This is a genomic window from Pseudomonas synxantha BG33R, from assembly GCF_000263715.2.
GTDB classification, from domain to species: Bacteria; Pseudomonadota; Gammaproteobacteria; order Pseudomonadales; family Pseudomonadaceae; genus Aquipseudomonas; species Aquipseudomonas synxantha_A.
Map to the genome: position 1 here is coordinate 3,644,098 of NZ_CM001514.1, position 18,519 is coordinate 3,662,616.

The 18,519-nt window shown below is 58.8% G+C and carries 13 protein-coding genes; 6 read left to right on the forward strand and 7 right to left on the reverse strand.

Going from position 1 to position 18,519, the window contains the following annotated elements; genetic code table 11:
- Positions 1 to 89: 89 nt before the first annotated feature.
- Genes PSEBG33_RS11525 through PSEBG33_RS11515 form a run of 3 tightly spaced genes read left to right on the forward strand, consistent with a single transcriptional unit; the run spans position 90 to position 5,603 of the window.
- Positions 90 to 4,916, forward strand: a complete 4,827-nt coding sequence (locus tag PSEBG33_RS11525) for an RHS repeat-associated core domain-containing protein (RefSeq protein ID WP_005788968.1) — start codon at positions 90 to 92, stop codon at positions 4,914 to 4,916.
- 2 nt (positions 4,917 to 4,918) lie between these two features.
- The gene (locus tag PSEBG33_RS11520) at positions 4,919 to 5,275 is read left to right on the forward strand and encodes a hypothetical protein (RefSeq protein WP_005788970.1); all 357 of its coding nucleotides are present in this window, start codon (positions 4,919 to 4,921) and stop codon (positions 5,273 to 5,275) included.
- 43 nt (positions 5,276 to 5,318) lie between these two features.
- Positions 5,319 to 5,603, forward strand: a complete 285-nt coding sequence (locus PSEBG33_RS11515; RefSeq protein ID WP_032803591.1) for a hypothetical protein — start codon at positions 5,319 to 5,321, stop codon at positions 5,601 to 5,603.
- A gap of 565 nt (positions 5,604 to 6,168) precedes the next feature.
- Here the strand turns inward: PSEBG33_RS11515 and PSEBG33_RS11510 are convergent.
- From PSEBG33_RS11510 to PSEBG33_RS11500, 3 genes are all read right to left on the reverse strand, one after another.
- Complete coding sequence (locus PSEBG33_RS11510) at positions 6,169 to 7,398, reverse strand: M20/M25/M40 family metallo-hydrolase (protein ID WP_005788974.1); 1,230 nt, start codon at positions 7,396 to 7,398, stop codon at positions 6,169 to 6,171.
- Positions 7,399 to 7,444: 46 nt separating this feature from the next.
- The gene (locus PSEBG33_RS11505; RefSeq protein ID WP_005788976.1) at positions 7,445 to 8,503 is read right to left on the reverse strand and encodes a diguanylate cyclase; all 1,059 of its coding nucleotides are present in this window, start codon (positions 8,501 to 8,503) and stop codon (positions 7,445 to 7,447) included.
- Between the two features lie 80 nt (positions 8,504 to 8,583).
- The gene (locus PSEBG33_RS11500) at positions 8,584 to 9,216 is read right to left on the reverse strand and encodes a LysE family translocator (RefSeq protein ID WP_005788977.1); all 633 of its coding nucleotides are present in this window, start codon (positions 9,214 to 9,216) and stop codon (positions 8,584 to 8,586) included.
- Positions 9,217 to 9,388: 172 nt separating this feature from the next.
- On the opposite strand from PSEBG33_RS11500, the gene PSEBG33_RS11495 reads away from it, so the two are divergent.
- Positions 9,389 to 10,813 carry a PLP-dependent aminotransferase family protein gene (locus PSEBG33_RS11495; RefSeq protein ID WP_005788979.1) on the forward strand — a complete coding sequence of 475 codons (1,425 nt, stop codon included), beginning with the start codon at positions 9,389 to 9,391 and terminating at the stop codon, positions 10,811 to 10,813.
- Positions 10,814 to 10,871: 58 nt separating this feature from the next.
- Here PSEBG33_RS11495 and PSEBG33_RS11490 read toward each other — a convergent pair whose 3' ends face one another.
- Together PSEBG33_RS11490 and PSEBG33_RS11485 are read right to left on the reverse strand one after the other, a co-directional pair.
- A complete protein-coding gene (locus PSEBG33_RS11490) occupies positions 10,872 to 12,293 on the reverse strand; it encodes a serralysin family metalloprotease (RefSeq protein ID WP_005788980.1) in 1,422 nt (473 codons plus the stop codon).
- Positions 12,294 to 12,429: 136 nt separating this feature from the next.
- Positions 12,430 to 12,900, reverse strand: coding sequence for an Lrp/AsnC family transcriptional regulator (locus PSEBG33_RS11485; RefSeq protein ID WP_005788981.1), 471 nt, complete (start codon positions 12,898 to 12,900; stop codon positions 12,430 to 12,432).
- A 123-nt stretch (positions 12,901 to 13,023) separates the two neighbouring features.
- On the opposite strand from PSEBG33_RS11485, the gene PSEBG33_RS11480 reads away from it, so the two are divergent.
- Together PSEBG33_RS11480 and PSEBG33_RS11475 are read left to right on the forward strand one after the other, a co-directional pair.
- A complete protein-coding gene (locus PSEBG33_RS11480; RefSeq protein WP_005788983.1) occupies positions 13,024 to 14,268 on the forward strand; it encodes a methionine gamma-lyase in 1,245 nt (414 codons plus the stop codon).
- Between the two features lie 228 nt (positions 14,269 to 14,496).
- Positions 14,497 to 15,168 carry a helix-turn-helix transcriptional regulator gene (locus PSEBG33_RS11475; RefSeq protein ID WP_005788984.1) on the forward strand — a complete coding sequence of 224 codons (672 nt, stop codon included), beginning with the start codon at positions 14,497 to 14,499 and terminating at the stop codon, positions 15,166 to 15,168.
- 69 nt (positions 15,169 to 15,237) lie between these two features.
- Here the strand turns inward: PSEBG33_RS11475 and PSEBG33_RS11470 are convergent, their stop codons facing one another.
- A complete protein-coding gene (locus PSEBG33_RS11470) occupies positions 15,238 to 17,196 on the reverse strand; it encodes a MacB family efflux pump subunit (RefSeq protein WP_005788986.1) in 1,959 nt (652 codons plus the stop codon).
- A 3-nt stretch (positions 17,197 to 17,199) separates the two neighbouring features.
- Positions 17,200 to 18,351 carry a macrolide transporter subunit MacA gene (gene macA / locus PSEBG33_RS11465; protein ID WP_005788987.1) on the reverse strand — a complete coding sequence of 384 codons (1,152 nt, stop codon included), beginning with the start codon at positions 18,349 to 18,351 and terminating at the stop codon, positions 17,200 to 17,202.
- Positions 18,352 to 18,519 lie beyond the last annotated feature (168 nt).

The window sequence follows — 18,519 nt, forward strand, 5'->3', positions numbered from 1 at the left end:
AACCTCTGCAAAGTCCCTCGCCTGATCAAACAGTGCGAGGGATTGCAGATGGTTGTTTTCGTTAGAGCCCTGGTTGACAGGGCTGGCTCTTGATTCCGGTGATCGCTGGCTTTGTGCTGGCCCCCATGGATCCCAAGGCGCCGGATGTCACTCGCGTTTTAGCGGATTTTCGTACCTGCCTGAACACGTTCGACGCGTGGGCCGACAGCCTGTTGAGTGGTTCGGCACTTGCCATGGAGCAGGTGTTCAAGGTTGGGGAAGACGTCGCACTGGTCGCGCCGGCCTCTTCCGACAAACCCAGCCGCACCGTCGCTCAATGCAAAGCCCAGGGTGGGTTGACCCTGGTGCATCTGTTTGAAAGTACCCGGTTTGTACCCATCGGCAACACCCAGGTGGAACTGCAAGCCCTGGCTCGAGATGGCAGCCCGGTCGGCGCGCCGCTTCATCGGACCATCGGCCCCAGCGGCATCCTCGAAGTCAACGACTGTACCCGCGACCAGCAATACCAAATCACCTTTTACCCCAATGTCTCCAAGGATCACGTCAAGGCGCTGTATGCCTCCTACACGTCAGTGATTGCCGGGTTGGAAGCTGATCTGCGCAAGCAGTGGGACGAGCATTTCCAGCTTCAATGGGCCGACTTTGTCAAAGCGCCAGCCTATCAACGCAGTGGAATGCAGGGCATGGCCTTTGCTACCGGGCTCGGCAAGGCGCTCTACAACCTGTGGGACAACATCACCGAGCTGTATGACCTGCTCGCGAACTTCAAATCCAACAGCGAAAAGTTGCTGAAGTACCTCTCCCAGGCCGAGCTGGATGCGCTGCTCGCGCTGGGCAAAGACACGCTGGCCAAGGGATTGCTGGTGCTCAGTGATGAGCCGCTGCTGTTTATCTACGTGGCAGCGGTGGTGGCCTGGATACGGATGCTGCCGCCGCCGCAGATGTATGAGTTGCTGGGTGAAATCACCGGCGAAGTCTTGATCAACCTGCTGCTGATCTGGGCCACGCGGGGTATTGGCGTACAGCTGCGGCTGGGTGCGCAGATGCTCAGTCGCGTCAAGTCCGAGCAAGCGCGGGCGTTGTTGGAGTTGCTGGCCAGGCAGGTGGCGGGGCCGCGGTTGGACACGCATGTTGAGGCCGCCAAGCCTGTGTTGCTGAGCAGTGCGGCGACGCCGATCAGGGTGGTGCCGGCTGTACCGTTGAAGGCTGGGAATCAACTGGTTTCGAACCCGGTGCCCGCAGTGCGAAGCAAGGCCCGGCAGACCGTATTGGTCCGGCAGGAGCACGTCGATGATGCGCCGGCTGTGGCTTCGAATCCGAAGGGGGATGCGGCGGCACCTGCGGACAAGACGGTTACTAACGGCTGCCCGGTGTCGATGGTCACCGGGGAAGAATTGCTTACCCTCACCGACGGCGCGCTGGATGGGGTTTTGCCGTTTGAGTGGACCCGGCTGTATCGCACCAGTGCGGTGGAAGTCGATTGTGGGTTGGGGTTTGGCTGGAGCCATGCGCTGGCGCACAGGCTTTGTGTGTCGGGCGATTCGGTGGTGTGGATCGACCATGAGAACCGCTCGACCACCCTGCCCTTGCCGACTTCTGCTCGACCCGCGATTACCAACAGCCTGGCGGAAGCGGCGATCTACTTGGGCTCGACGCCTGATGAGCTGGTACTGGCCCAGGCGTCGCGGTTCTATCACTTTCGCGACGGTGCACTGGTTTCGATCAGCGATGCGTATGACAACCGTCTACGCATTTGCCGTGATCGTTCCGGGCGGATTGAGCGGCTGGATAACGGTGCTGGCCGCTCGCTGCTGCTGCGTTATGAGCTGGATCGAATCGTCGCGGTGGACTACCAGGTTCATCGCGCCACAGGGCGCGAGCCCTACGTCTGGGAAACCGAGCAGAACGTTGTTTCCTACGCCTATGACGAAGCGGGACGACTGGTTTGCGCGACCAATGCCGTCGGTGAAAGCGAGCGTTATCGGTACGACGATCAGCACGTCATTCTTGAGCGGCAGCTGGCCGGTGGGGCGAGTTTCTTTTGGGAGTGGGAAGGCTCCGGCAAGGCGGCGCGTTGCGTCCGGCACTGGGCGAGCTTTTCGCAGATGGACACGCGCTATGCCTGGGGGGATGACGGCCGTGTCACCGTGCATAACGTCGATGGTAGTCAGGAGGTGTATGTCCACGACGACCGGGCGCGGTTGGTGCAGCGCATCGATCCGGACGGCGCGCAGCATTTCAAATCCTACGATAAAAAGGGCCGGCTGACCGTCGAGCAAGACCCGCTGGGCGCGGTGACGGCGTATCAGTACGACGAAGCCGGACGCTTGGTGGCGTTGTTTCCGGGAGATGACGAGCCGACGTCCTACGAGCATGACAACGGTTTTGTTCGGGTTGTGAGGCGTGGGGAGGCAGTCTGGAAATACGAGCGTAATGAGCAAGGCGATGTTACGCATAGGACCGATCCTGACGGCGAGGTTACCGATTACAGCTACAACAAACACGGGCAACTGACCGGGGTTTGGTACCCGGATCACAGTTGCCATCGGCTGGTGTGGAATGAGCGTGGGCAGTTGCTGGAGGAGCAATTGCCCAATGGCGGAATCAAGCGTTATCGCTATGACGATTTAGGGCGACAGATTGCCCGTGAGGATGAACACGGCGCCCAGACCGTTTATGAATGGGACAGCGTCGGTAGGTTGATTCGCCTCGTCCTGCCAGGCGGCGCCACACGAGAATTCAGCTACAACCCCTACGGCAAAATCATCGCCGAGCGCGATGAACTCGGCCACGTCACCCGCTACGAATACGCCGATGGCCTGCACCTGATTAGCCGCCGTATCAACGCCGACGGCACCCAGGTCAAGTACCGCTACAAAAACACCCGGCTGCTGCTCACCGAAATCGAAAACGAAGTCGGCGAAACCTACCAACTCGACTACCACCCCAACGGGCTGATCCAGCAGGAAACCGGCTTTGACGGCCAACGCACCGCCTATGCCTACGACCTTAACGGCAATCTGCTGGAGAAGACGGAATACGGTGACGATGACTCTACGTTGGTTACTCGCTACGAGCGCGACCACGCCGGTCGCCTCGTACGAAAAACCCTGCCCGATGCCAGCGTTGTCGACTATGGCTACGACCGTCAAGGCAATCTCCTCAGCGTCGAAGACGGCCACTGGGCGTTGGCCTACGAGTACGACCGCCAAAACCGCCTGACCGCTGAACACCAAGGCTGGGGCACCTTACGCTATGGCTACGACGCCTGCGGCCAATTAAAAAAACTGCGCCTGCCCGACAACAACCGCCTCACCTTCAACCACGACAAAGGCGGCCACCTCGCTACCGTCGAGCTCAATGGTGAAGTGCTCACCTCGCATCTCTTCAAGAGCGGCCGCGAAAACCAACGCCAACAAGGTCAGTTGCTCAGCCATTACCACTACGACGACCAGAGCCGACTGCACGCCCATGCAGTCACACAGCAGGAAAATTACCTTTACCAGCGCCAGTACGACTACGACAAATCCGGCAACCTCACCCGCCTGCTCGACACCCGCAAAGGCGAACACCGCTATCACTACGACCCCCTTGCCCGCCTGACCCGCGCCGATTACTCGCAGGACGTGCAGGAACGCTTCGGCCATAACCCGGCGGGAAACTTGCTGATGCAAGACCGCCCTGGCCCAGACATTGTCGCGGCCAACCGCCTGGTGATCCAGGGCGACCGCCACTATGACTACGACGCCTTCGGCAACCTGATCCGCGAACGGCGCGGCAAGGGTCATCAACTCGTCACCGAATACCGCTACGACTGCCTGCATCGACTGATCGGCGTCACAAAACCGAACGGCGAAACCTCCAGTTATCGCTATGACCCGTTTGGGCGGCGCATCAGCAAAACCGTAGATGACAAAACCACGGAGTTTTTCTGGCAAGGCGACAAGCTGATTGCCGAACACCATGCGGACTGTCATCGCAGCTACATCTACGAACCGGACAGCTTCCGCCCATTGGCGCTGCTGGAAGGCTATGGTCCAAAGGACACCAAGCCCTACCACTACCAACTCGACCACCTCGGCACACCGCAGGAACTGACCAGCCCCGAGGGCGAAATCGTCTGGTCCGCCCATTACCGCGCCTACGGCCAGATCGCCCGCCTCGACGTGGGCAAAATCGACAATCCGCTGCGTTTCCAAGGACAGTATTTCGACCAAGAAAGCGGGCTGCACTACAACCGCCATCGCTACTACAATCCGGATATTGGCCGCTACCTGACGCCGGATCCGGTGAAGCTGGCGGGTGGGATCAACGGGTACCGTTATGTGCCCAATCCGACGGGATGGGTCGACCCGCTAGGCTTGAATACATGCCCAGGTGCTGACGGGTGTAAACCCAGCACCAGTGCTCCAAACCCTGCGGAGAGTGTTAACCACGGAGAGCCTGCCTTACCGCAACTGACCCGCGCGCAGCGGCAGGCGAGAATTGATGAGCTAGCAGAGGCAAACGCCTACAGACGTTTGAAAGAGATCGAACAAGCATTCCCAAGAGCACATTTTTTGGAGAAGCACGGCGCGCAGACAACCCCCGACTCCCAACTCGAAAGAGTAAGATCGGGTAAAAACCCAACAACAGAAGAAATCGAAAGATACATTGGTGGAAGAAAAGATGGTGAACCCAAAATACCTACTGCAGCCACTAGATATTTCAGCCACCGGGACCAACTCAACGCCATTTATCGCGCACAACTTATATTTAAATATACAAATCTACAAACATCTCGCAGACCAATGCATATGGGAAAAATAATTGGAGAAGGATACAAAAAAAATAATTTTGAATACGGAAGACAAAGCAAAGCCATTGTAATACTTGACAATGATGGCAATCCGATTACTGCGTACACGGAATTCTAAACATGAAGCTCAGCCCAGAACTATCAACACTCAGAAGCCTACTATTCACCTACAGCATTGAAAACTACGACGACCCTGAAAGAGAGCGCTTCATCGCTTCAAAAAACGTTAACAACGAAACAGAACTCGCCGAGCTTTTTGAAAGATTGACTAAACCAGAATTTCTATCATATAAGCCTGAAATCCAACAGTGGCATATCGACACACTTCACTACTATTTAAATACAGATGAAAACTTTGATTCTGTTTTTTATCTTTTCGACACCTATTTTGATGACGAAATAATTGATCACCGGCAATTCATGGCTGTGCTGTTACGCTGCTTACAGCACTACAAGATAGAGTCCGATGCGAGCTAATGTCCCTAAACAAATAAACACCTCCAACAAAAGGAAAAACCCTATGCAGTTAAGCACACAGTTTAAAAGTCATCGAGCGCAATTCGCTGTATTAAATGAGGCGACCACAAGAGCAGAACGCAATCTACCGCCTTTTACCGGGGAAGATTACTACGGCAACCCAATTGTCCGAATCGAAATGCAGGGTTGCGGAAGAGGATATATACCAAACCCTACTGATCGGAACAATCCAATACTTGATGAAAACATGGATGCAGCGATCGCGAAATTCGATCGCGAAACCAAAGAACTTTATACCGTATTCCCTGTGAGCAATGACCAATGCTGAAACACCCTTTTCTAGATATCCCTTACGCACCAAAACTTCGCCATTTACTCAGCCCGTTCGATATTTATGATCGCGAAGAGACTGTAGGTGAAGAGCTTGCATGTTACGACATCAACCTTGACACAGACAGAGAGCGGCTGATCAAAAAATACATAATTGAGAAATCTTCAGATCTAAGCTATCGACATCGCAAGGTCTTATGCGACAAATTGGGGGCCGCACTTAGCGACGAAACCTATAACTTTTCGCACTTATTGAGACAGGCTCCAGGCTATTACTGCACCCTGCCTTGAGGATGGAGTGACATGGACAATCCAAAAGGTTTTTTCGAAGAAATTTATAGATTAGCTAATGAGTGGTGGAAAGAAGACCTCCAAAAAGCCAGCCTCGAAGACCCTGCCACATGGTGACCCGAGTCTTGGATACACTGAATATCCAATGTGGGAGGGGGCTTGCTCCCGATAGCAGTGATTCAGTCAATGCATATGCGAGCTGATCCACCGCCATCGGGAGCAAGCCCCCTCCCACATTTGAATCTGCTTCGCTCTGCAATCCAACGCTCCGATCAGCGCTTGGCCAGCTCCATAATCATCCGGCTCAACAGATAAACCCGCGGCACCACGCTCTCCACCTCGGCATATTCCTCCGCCGTGTGGATATTGCCCCCCACAATCCCAAACCCATCCAACGTCGGCGTCCCTACCCCGGCCGACAAGCTGGCATCTGCGGCGCCGCCGCTGCCTTCGATGGTCAATTTGCGCCCCAGTTCGCCATAAATACCTTGGGCTATCGCCACCAACTTATCCGATTCGGCCGTCTGCGGCATCGGTGGCAGGCCGCGTTGCAGGCTGGTTTTCACTTCAGTGTCGGGGATCAACTTGTTGGCTGATACCCGCGCCAGATCCTTCTCGATTCGATCGAACTCTTCGGGCACCGCCGCACGTACGTCGGCCTTGGCAGTGGCCTGGTCGGGGATAACGTTAGTGCGGTCACCGGATTTGAGCACGGTGAAGTTGATGGTGGTCTTCTTCTCTTCATCACCGAGCTTGCCCAGTTGCAGGATCTGGTGCGCGGCCTCCATGGCGGCGTTGCGTCCCAGTTCCGGGGCGACGCCGGCGTGGGCGGACTTGCCTTTGACTTCGACCACCGCGGTCGCGCTGCCTTTGCGCCATACCACCAGGCCGTCCGCTGGGCGGCCGGGTTCCAGGTTGAGGGTCACGTCATGGACCTTGGCGGTTTTACGGATCAGTTCCGAGGCAGCCTCAGAGCCGGTTTCTTCGCTGGCGTCGAGCAGGAAGGTGATCTGTGCGTAGTCCTTGAAGCCCTGGTTTTTCAGGACTTTCAGCGCGTAGATGCCGGCGACGATACCGCCCTTGTCATCCATCACGCCGGGGCCATAGGCACGGCCATCCTTGATGTGAAACGGGCGCTCGGCGGCGGAGCCTTCCTTGAAGACAGTGTCCATGTGCGCCATCAGCAGGATCCGGGCCTTGCCGGTGCCTTTGAGGGTGGCAACCACGTGGCTGTTATTGGCCGCCTTGTCCGGTACCAATTCAATGCTGAACCCCAATTGCTTCAACTCATCCACGGCGATGTCACGCACTTGGGTCAGGCCCGGCTCGTAACCTGACCCCGAGTCGATATTTACCAGGCGCTCCAACAGCTTCAGGGCCTGGGCCTTGTACTGCTCGGCATCCGCCTGGATCTGCTTGTGAGGTTCGGCGCTGTAGGCCGGCATGACGAAGGACAACGCCAGGGTGGCGGCCAGCAGGGTACGCGGGAAAGTGAAGAGCATGGAGCGATCCTTTTTTGTTGGAATGGGCTCCCCACACCCTATCTCACTAGACCGACCGCAACCAACCCTCCTGCACGGCGTTCACCCGGTTGCGCCCGCTGCTCTTGGCTTCGTACAACGCCTGGTCGGCATCGTTGAGCCAACCGATGGAGTCGGCGTGGGTCGGCTGGTACGGCGCAAGGCCGATACTCAAGCTGACGCGCAATGCCGGGTCCTGGGCATAGGCCAAGGCGTTGAAGCGATCGCGCAAGGCCTCCATCACTTCGGTGGCGCGATTGAGGGGCATGTCCGGCAGGATCACGCAGAACTCATCGCCGCCATAACGCCCGGCCAGATCGGTGGCGCGCAGGTTCTGACGCAGCACTTTGCTCAATTGGCGCAGGACGATATCGCCGGTCACATGGCCGTAGGTGTCGTTGATGGTCTTGAAGTGGTCGATATCGATCAGCGCGATGGCGGCGCCCGCCTGGTTTCGGCGGCAGCGTTGGAACTCGATGTCCAGGTGGTCTTTCCAGGCGCCGTGGTTGAGCAGGCCGGACAAGCTGTCGGTGCGGCTCAAGGCCAACAGCTCACGCTTGTGCCGGGCCAGGGTCACGGCCTGGCGGTAGCAGATCCAGCCCAGCACCAGGGGATACAGCATCAGGATCGGCAGGCAGGCATACAACTGGGCCTGGGTGGTCACGGCGATAAAAGCAGGCGCAAAAATCAGCAGCGCCGCCCCCAGCCCCAGCGCCTGCGCCGCCCACCCCGCCAGCATAAAGCGCGTGCCACCGATGGCCACGTTGTTCATGGTCATCATCGACAGGGTGGTGACGCTGGGCAGTGGGTTGAAGTGCATCGCGCCGACCCAAAACCCGCCGCAAAAAGAATCGAACAACAGGCTACGGCGCTCACTGCGCAGGGTATGGGCTGCATGCAAAGACAATTGAAACGCCACATGCGGCCACACAAAAGCGTTGATCAGCATCCAGGCCCACACCCAAACGGAAGGACTCAGCGGATACATGGCAAACACCACGCAGACGAAGCCGAGGCTCAGCCCCAGAAGACGAGATTTGTACAAGCGCGAAGCGAGCGGAAGTCCCTTTCCTCCTACGGCTGGCATGGTGGGGTGCGATCCTGAGTGAGTGCCTGGAGTCTAACAGGGCAACGTCAAATCGCCACTACTGCTTACACGCTAATCCTTCAGTGTGAAAAGCCACGCGCCAGCATCCATGCAACGCCCAACAGCAGCACTGCGGTGCCCCGCTGCAACAACACCCGCCGCTTGGGGTTTTCCAGCACATGCTTGATGCGCTGGCCGAAATAGCAATACAGGCACCCGCTGGCAAATTGCAGCAACAGGAAGGTTGCCCCGAGGATGGCGATGTCCGCCGCCGAACTGTGCTCCCCCGCGCCTGCAAACTGCGGGAAAACCGCGCTGAACATGATGATGGTCTTGGGGTTGGAAAAGCCGGTCAACAGCCCTTTGCCAAACAGGCTGCGCGAGCCCTCCACGGCGCCCGCGTTGTTGATCGACACACCGCTGCTGGTCCACTGCTTGTCGGCCAGGTAGAGAATATAGGCCACCCCGACAAACTGGATGGTCTGGGTAATGGCAAGGTTGCCCTTGATCAGCTCCGAGAAACCGACGGCAAAAATCAGCATGGAAATCAGGTACGACACACTGGCGCCGAGCTGCGCCGGGATCGAACTGCGCAGGCCGTCCTTCAAGCCCAGGCTCAGCAACAACAGGGTCATGGGGCCGGGACTGAAGGTCATGGTGGCGCAAAACAGCAGGAAGTAGAGAAACGAAGACAGGGTTAATGCACTTGTCATGGCCGCGGACCTTGAATGGAAAGAAACGCGCCTCAAGCGCCCGCCCCAGGGCGGTCTTGGCGGTCTGGTTACGGCGCAGTCTAGGGCAGCGGCATTGCACAAGGCAGGTAAAGTGATGCCTAATTCGGCCTGACTTCACCGGTAAAAGCACCGGCAAACACAAGGACGCGTCATGTTTGTATCCGCCATCGCTTTTGTGAAAGGCACCCCCAAGGTCCAGCAGATCGTCGAGGCATTCAGCCAGGCCATCGAGAACGGCGAATGGGCGCCGGGCAGCAAGTTGCCGTCGGTACGGGAATTGACCCAGACCCTGGGCGTGAGCAAGTTCACCCTCAATGAAGCGCTGGACCGCCTGCGCGGGCGCCATTTGCTCACCTCCAGCCAGGGCCGTGGCTACTTCGTGGCGATGGACAGCGCCCGGCCGGCAACGGCGACCTGGGTCGACTTGTTGCCCCAGGACCTGCTCAGCATATTGCGTCGTCCGCTGGTCACCGCCAGTGGCGAACTGCGTCCCGGCGGCGGGCACTTGCCGGAGGAATGGCTCAATGGCGACGCGATCCGCCAGGCCATGCGCAGCGTGGTGCGTGCGCCAACGCTGCGCATCGCAGGCTTGGGCACGCCAGCCGGGCTGCTGCCGTTGCGCCAGGCGCTGCAACAGAAACTGCACGGTGAAGGTTTGTCGGTGCCCGTGGAACAGATCATCACCACGCCCAACACTGTGCAGGGCCTGGACATGCTTATGCGCCTTCTGGCCCGACCTGGCGACACGGTGTTGCTCGACGCGCCGTGCTACTTCAACTTCCGCGCCAACCTGGCGCTGCATGGGGTCAAGGTCGTTACCATTGAGCGCCGCCCCGACGGTTTCGATTTCGCGGCCCTCGAACAGTTGCTGGCCGAACACCGCCCCAGCCTTTACCTGACCACCAGCGTTTTGCATAACCCCACCGGGCATACCTTCAGCCCCAGCCAAGCGTTTCGCCTGCTGCAACTGACCCAGCAATACCACTGCCATATCGTCGAGGATGATCTGTATGGCGACCTGCACCCCAACCCTCCCCCGCGCCTGGCTGCCGTCGCCGGGCTCGACCAGGTCACCTACTTGTCAGGGTTCTCCAAGATCCTCAGCGCCAACACCCGGGTCAGCTACGTCGTGGCGGCGCCGCAACTGGCCGCCAACCTCACCCATATGAAGTTGATGAGCGGCGGCGTAACCTCCGAACTGTTCGAACAGATCGTCTACCGCATGCTCACTGAAGGCAGCTATGCCAAGCATCGCAAGCGTATGGTGCAACGCCTGATGGAGGCCGGTGGACGCGTCGAACAATGGCTCAAGCACTGCGGCTGCGAACTGCCGATGGCCTATGAAGGCGGAATGTTTATCTGGGCGCGCCTGCCGAAGGGGGTAAACGGCGAACTGCTGGCCCAGGAGGCGTTGAAACGCAGCATGGTGCTGGCGCCCGGTGCGCTGTTTGGCTACGACCCGGCCCATCGCGACTCGATGCGCTTCAATGTGGCCCACAGTGATGAGCCACGGGTGCAGCGGGTGTTTGAGGCGTTGTTGTTGCATGGGGTCGCCCAGAGCAATTCCCGCGTGTAGCCGTCAGGATGCCCTGGGGGGGGGTGAAGGTCTGTTTGCCGGAGCCGCGGTACGACCTTCAACTGACGATATCGCTGCGTTGCATTTGCCCCTCCACATGGAGTACGAAATTTGGCTCGCCCGGTGCGCCGGATATCTCCAGGGTACTTATTTTCAACACAGGGTTGTATGCCAACACGACTTCCCCGCTGATGCCTGAAAATGCGTCAACAAAGGTCAACCGCCCTTTGCCCAAGGATACCCGGATACCTGACACATCGACCTTGTCCTCGCCACTGACAAAATCCATGATCCGGTCGGGTTCGGCCTGAGTCGACTCACTGAGCTTCCCGTAGACGAACTCGTCCTTGCCTTTGCCTCCCCATAACATATCTGCACCGCCTGCGCCGTACAGCCGATCATTGCCATCGCCGCCCTTGAGTTGGTTGGCCACTTCGTTGCCCACCAGCAAATCGTTGCCGGCACCGCCGATGGCGTTTTCGATAATTGCGTTATAAGCAATACCGACGTTGCCCTTCAGGCCACCGACATCTGAAAATGAACCGTCCTTCAAGCTGATTTTCTGGTCCTGCGTATAACCAGAAAAATCCAGCGTGTCATTGCCACCGCCGTCCCAGATAGCCGCCACCATTTTATCGCGGCCCGATTTGACGCTAAGGAAGTCGCGGTCCGTGTTGGAGTTGAAACCGTAGGTGGTGTCATCTTTGCGAGTCGCATGGTTGGCGCCGTATTTATCCTGGTAGGCACTGATATCGTCCAGCATCGGCGCTGAAGCACGCCAGCCACCGTGGTTCATGTAGCTGGTGCGTTCGCCCCTGTAGCTCATGATGGAGTGGCTTTGAGAGTCTTCGTGATGACTCACTTGAGTTTTCTTCATGCTGCCATTGTAATCACCAGGGTGGGCCAACCCCATGGCATGCCCCAGTTCGTGGACAATGGTATAGCGCCCCGCATTGCCCAGGGCGGCATTGGCAACGGACTTATCGCCGTCTTTATTCACGAACCACACATCGCCGCTGCGGGCATCGTTGGGTTTTGGCAATACCGCATGGGGATTGCCGTTATAGGGGTGCCCCTTGGTATCGATCTTCTGAGCGTAATTCCCGATCGTTATATGACCTTCGCTATTCGCCGTTTTCGCGCTCTCGGTAAACTTGACGTTCGCTACGTCTTCAATGGATTGCAACCCCAGCCGCGTCTGATGCCGTTGGTTTTCCAGCACATCGGTGAACCCGGTCTTATTGAACTGCTGTTTATGCTCGCTCTTTGGGGGCGTCCGGAATTCATAGGTGACGTCATAAAGACCATCCCCATTCTTATCCGACCAACCAGGACTCTGGCGCCAGAGTTGCTTGGTCGCGTCTTCAGGTGACTTGGACGGTAGTCCGTTATGCTTTATGTCACCCCCTCGCTCATCTCGAGACTGAAAAGTCTGGATAGCTCGGAATGTATTACTCGGGCCAGAAGGAACGGTCGCCATACTTTCACGCTCGTACAGTTGAAAAACGCTATCTTCAGATCTCTGAAGCGAGTGAACTGTAGGAGTGTGACGAAACGTGGCGCAGTTTTTACCTGTGGCTGTGCGTGCCGATTCAGGGACCGCTGTAGGACGCCCCTCACCCCGGCAACGGAATTACCCGCAACGGCCGCACCGACTTGTACGAAAAGCTCGAATAGATTTCCTTGACGCAGGGCAAGGTCTGCAAGACTTCGCGGGCAAACTCGCCGAACGATTCCAGGTCCTTGGCCACCACCTCCAGCAAAAAATCATAGCGGCCCGACACGTTATGGCACGCCACGATTTCCGGAATCTCCAACAGGCGCTGCTCGAACGCGCGGGCGATTTCCTGGGTGTGGCTGTCCATCATGATGCTGACAAACGCGGTCACCCCATAGCCAAGCGCCTTGGGCGAGAGGATCGCCTGGTAGCCGCTGATCACCCCGCTTTCCTCCAAGGTGCGCACCCGGCGCCAGCAGGGTGAGGTCGTCAAGGCGACCCGCTCGGCCAGTTCGGCCACGGTCAGGCGGGCGTTGCCCTGCAATGCGTTTAAAAGGGCTTTGTCGGTGCGGTCCAGCTTGATGGGCATAACGTGCCTCTAATCATTATTTTTATCGGTGTTTGATTCACAAACGCGGGTTTTTCCAGCAGTTTTTGCAAGGTTCGTCCGTGGTTATGAGCATAGCATTGTAGGAAATAAGGAGCGCCCGACATGACCAATAAACACAAGACCTGCGGTTTTTCCACCCGTGCCATTCACCACGGCTATGACCCCAAGGACCACCACGGCGCGCTCGTACCGCCGATTTACCTGTCGGCCACCTTCGCCTTTCCCACGGTTGAATACGGCGCCGCGTGCTTTGCCGGCGAAGCCAGCGGCCACTTCTACACGCGCATTTCCAACCCGACCCTGGCGCTGCTGGAATCACGCATGGCTACCCTGGAAAACGGTGAAGCGGCGGTGGCCTTCAGCTCCGGCATTGGCGCGATTGCCGCGACGTTCTGGACCCTGCTACGCCCGGGCGACGAGGTGATCGTCAGCCAGACCCTGTATGGCTGCACCTTCGCCCTGTTGCACCACGGCATCGGCGAATTCGGCATCAAGGTGCGGCATGTTGACCTGACCGACCTGGCCGCCCTGCAAGCGGCCTTGTCCCCGGCAACCCGCATGATCTACTGCGAAACCCCGGCCAACCCCAACCTGCGCCTGATCGACATCGCCGCCGTGGCCAGGCTTGCCCATCAACAGCCGAATGTCACCCTGGTGGTCGACAACACCTACTGCACGCCCTACCTGCAACGGCCCCTGGAACTGGGCGCCGATGTGGTGGTGCACTCGGCCACCAAATACCTCAGCGGCCATGGCGACATCACCGCAGGCATTGCGGTGAGCAACCAGGCGCTGGCACAGCGCATTCGCCTGCAAGGCCTCAAGGACCTGACCGGCGCGGTGATGTCGCCCCAGGACGCATCGTTGCTGATGCGCGGCCTCAAAACCCTGGCCCTGCGCATGGACCGCCATTGCAGCAATGCCCAGGCGCTAGCCGAAGCCTTACAGGCGCACCCGGCCGTGGAGAGTGTGATCTACCCCGGGCTGCGGTCCTTCCCACAGTACGAACTGGCGACCCGGCAAATGAAACTGCCCGGCGGCATGATTGCCTTTGAACTCAAGGGCGGGATCGAGACGGGGCGGCGCTTTATGAACGCACTGCAACTATTCACCCGTGCGGTCAGCCTGGGGGATGCCGAATCGCTGGCGCAACATCCGGCGAGCATGACCCACTCCACCTACACCCCCGAGCAACGTGCGCAGCACGGTATCAGCGAGGGCCTGGTGCGTTTGTCGGTGGGGCTTGAAGACGTCGCCGACCTGTTGGCGGATGTGCATCAGGCCCTGGCCAAGTGCGGCCGCAACACGGTGCGTCAGGCCGCGACAGCGCCCTCTGCAGTGAGATAGCGCCTACACGTAAAGTGATTTTTATCCTGGCGGTGGTCGGACGGATCCGACTACCGTTATGCGTTTTTAATCTGAATTTTATCGATTGGATCCCCCTGCCTTCGCCAGCCTGTACTAGCATGGTGGCGGCGGGAAGGATTATCTGTGCAGGTTATTCATAGCGGTTACCTTGTTGACTCCCGCCGCTATAACGCCCAATACCTGTACCCGAAACTCATGGACGAATTGATGAACTCACACCTGTTCCCACATATAGGCAAGGTCATCGCCAGCACCGGCAGCCGCCATTTCCCACGTATGCTGCATGACCTCATCCTCACCCAACTGGCTGTGGACGCCACCCATATCACCCAGCTGCAGGTCAACAGCGAAGGCCACAGCCGCCGCAAGATCAGCCCGGTCTACACCGACTCGGTGGCAACCCTGGGGGCCGAGCAGCCCGCCGCACAATTGCACCTCAGCCGACGCAAGGACGATGTGCGCTACGTGCTGTCGGTGTACCGCTCGCACCCCTCGCAGAGTTTTTCCGCCCAAGAGCGCAGCATGTTGCAGGACTTCTCCACGCTGTTGCTGCCCATGGTGGAAAAACACATCACCGCGATCCAGCCTGGCCGTCAGGACAGCCCGCCGGCAGTGCCACAGCACCAGGGCATCGAAACCCTGCGCCGACGCATCCAGGAGCGCCTGGTGCAATCGGGGCTGACCCTGTCCAACCGTGAACTGCAAGTGTGCGTGGGCCTGCTGGCCGGGCGCACCGCACCGGAGTTGGCCGAACAACTGGCATTGAAGGTCAACACCATCGAAAGCTACCTCAAGCGCGCGGCGATCAAGCTGGGGATCAGTGGGCGGCATTCCTTGTTGCGGTGGATGTACGCCACCGAAGGCAGCACCAGCTTCTAAGCTGACAGCGGCAAAAATGTGGGAGGCGGCTTGCTCCCTCCCACATTGGTTCTCAATTGGCAGTAGACATCAGTCCCGGGCCAGCGCCTCGATCGGGTCCAGGCGCGCCGCGTTCCTCGCTGGTACAAACCCGAACACAATGCCGATCAGCGTCGAGCAGGCAAACGCGGTAATGATCGAACCCACCGAAAACACCATTTCCCACTCCTTCACAAACAGCGAAAACAGGTAGCCGATGGCGTAGGACAACGAGATCCCGATGATCCCGCCGATCAAACACACCATCACCGCCTCCACCAGAAACTGCTGGCGAATATCCGACTGGCGCGCCCCCACCGCCATGCGGATACCAATCTCGCGGGTGCGCTCGGTGACCGACACCAGCATGATATTCATCACGCCAATGCCTCCCACCAGCAATGAAATCACCGCAATCAACGACAACAGCAGCGCCAGGGAACGGCTGGTTTTTTGCACCGTCTGCATGATGCTGTCGAGGTTGTTGGTGAAGAAGTCCTTGGTGCCGTGACGTTGCAGCATCAGCTTGTTGACGTTGTCCTCCACCACCTTGCTCGGCTGGCCGTCTTTGATGCGCACGGTGATGCTGTCCAGATGACGCTGGCCCAACAGGCGCCCCGCCGCCGTCTCATACGGCACCCACACGTTCAGCGCCTTGCTGGCGGCGAACATATTCTTGTTGTCCGCCGTCACGCCGATCACCGTACACGGCAGGTTGCCGACCAGGATCACCTGGCCCAGCGGGTCGATGTTCGGCCCGAACAGGCGTTGGCGAGTGTTGTGGTCGATCACCACCACCTGCGCCTGGCGCCGCGCATCGCTTTCACTGAAGGCAATGCCGGCTTCCAGCTTGAGGCCCTTGACCTTGAAGTAGCGGTCACTGACGCCGTTGACCTGGGCATCCACATCGATGTTGCCAAAGCGCAGCAACAGGTTGCGGCCCACCACCGGCGTGGCGCTGTCGACGTAATACAGCTGGTTCAGCGCGTCCACATCCGAGGGCATCAGCGTCTGGATCGCCGAGGCGCGACTGTCACCAAAGCTGGTGCCGGAAAAGATATCGATGGTGTTGCTGCCGATCGCCTGGATGTCCTTGAGCACATAGCGCTTGGCGCCTTCGCCGATGGCCGAGATCGACACCACCGAGGTGATCCCGATCACAATGCCGAGCATGGTCAGCAAGGTGCGCATGCGGTGCGAAATCAGCGCCACCCAGGCCATGTTGAAGGCTTCCTTGAATAGCCCCAGGCTCGCCACCAGGCGCCGCGCACCACTGCGCCTGGGCTCGATCGGCGCTTCGCTGGGCAGCTCCAGGCCAACGCTGTCATTGACCTTGTCACTGACAATCTCACCGTCACACACCTCGACAATGCGCTGGGCATTCGCGGCGACCTTGGGGTCGTGGGTGACGATGATCACCGTGTGCCCGGCCGCGTGCAGCTCTGCGAGGATACGCATCACTTCCTTGCCGCTGTGGGTGTCGAGGGCACCGGTGGGTTCGTCGGCGAGGATCACTTCGCCGCCGTTCATCAGGGCCCGCGCGATACTCACGCGCTGTTGTTGCCCGCCGGACAGCTGGCTGGGTCGGTGGGTGATATGACTCGCCAGGCCCAACCGCTGGAGCAACTCCCGCGCGCGGCTGTGACGCTGGCTTTCAGGAGTGCCAGCATAAATCGCTGGCATTTCCACGTTGTGCAAGGCGCTCAGGTGAGCAAGCAAATGGTAGCGCTGGAAGATAAAGCCGAAGTAATCACGGCGCAGTTCAGCCAGTTGCTCATCGCCCAGGGAGCGGGTTTCGATGCCATTGATCTTGTAGCTGCCGGCAGTGGCGTAATCCAGGCCGCCAAGGATATTCATCAGGGTCGATTTGCCCGAGCCCGAGGCGCCGATGATCGCCAGCATTTCCCCGGCATGAATCGTCAGGTCGATGCCTTTGAGCGCGATGAATTCACGCTCGCCGGCCATGAAGCTGCGGGTGATGCCCTTGAGTTCCAACAGAGGCTGGGTCATGGCTCAGCTCCCTGCCACGGCGGGTGTGGCGTCGCCGATCACCACCTTGTCGCCCTCGGCCAGTCCATCCAGAATCTGCACCTTGACGTTGTTATTGATGCCGGTTCTGACGTTGCGCTCTACCGCTTTGCCCTTGGCATCCAGCACCCGCACCGGGTAACTGCCGTCGGCATTGCGCGCTCCCAGCGCCGCCACCGGCACCATCAATGCGGCCTCTGCGGTGTCGAGCACAATGCGCACCTGTGCGGTCATGGCGATGCGCAGGCGATGGTCAGGGTTGGGCACGTCGAACAGCGCGTTATAAAACACCGCGGTGTTCTGCTTGGGGGTGCCGGCGGTCTGGGTTTCGAGGAAGTTCTGCGGGGCTGGTTCAGTGCCGCGCAGTTTGGCGTAATAGCGTTTGTCCGCCTCGCCGAGGATGGTGAAGTACACCTGCTGGCCGGGGCTGATATGAATCACATCCGCTTCCGAGACCTGGGCCTTGACGGTCATGGTGTCCAGGTCCGCCAGCTTGAGCAGTACCGGTGCGAGCTGGCTGGCGATCACGGTCTGGCCTTCCTGGGTGACGATGCCCACTACGTCGCCGTCGATGGGCGCGTTGATGCGGGTGTAGGCCAGGTTGACCTTGGCGGTGTCGATCTGGATGTGTGCGCTTTTGATCTGTGCGTCCAGGGACAGCAGGTTGGCCTGCTGCACCTGGAAGCTTGATTCGGCGTCTTCGAAATCCTGGCGTGACACCGACTCGTCGGCCTGCAGGCCCTTGTAGCGTTCATAGACAGACTTGGCCTGCTTGAGCTGCGCGGCGGTGGCGCGGCGTTGGGCCTGGAGGTTTTCTTCGTCGACCTGGGCTTTGCGCAGGGTGTTCTGCAGGATCAGCGGGTCGATTTCGGCTAGCCACTGACCCTTTTTTACCTTGTCGCCGACTTTGACTTTCAGCGATTTGAGCTGGCCGGAGACTTGGGCGCCGACGTCGACCTGCTTGATGCCTTCGAGCAGGCCGGTGGCCAATACCGCGTTTTCGATATCGCCGCGTTCGGTGGTGGCGGTGAGGTATTGGGGGGCGTCGGCGGGGGCCTTTACGGTGTAGATGATCAGGCCGATGGCGACGGCCAATGCTGCCAGGAGGCCGATTTTGCGGAATTTAGACGTTTGCATGGTTGGCTTCTTGATTGAGTACAGATCCGTTATTCGGGTAGAGGCGGCATCGGGTTGCAAAAGCAGAGTGAGGTTTCATTGACTTGCACTGCTTAAAAATGTGGGAGGGGGCTTGCTCCCGATGGCGGCCTGACAGCCGACCAGGATGTTGGATCAAAACGAGTACAT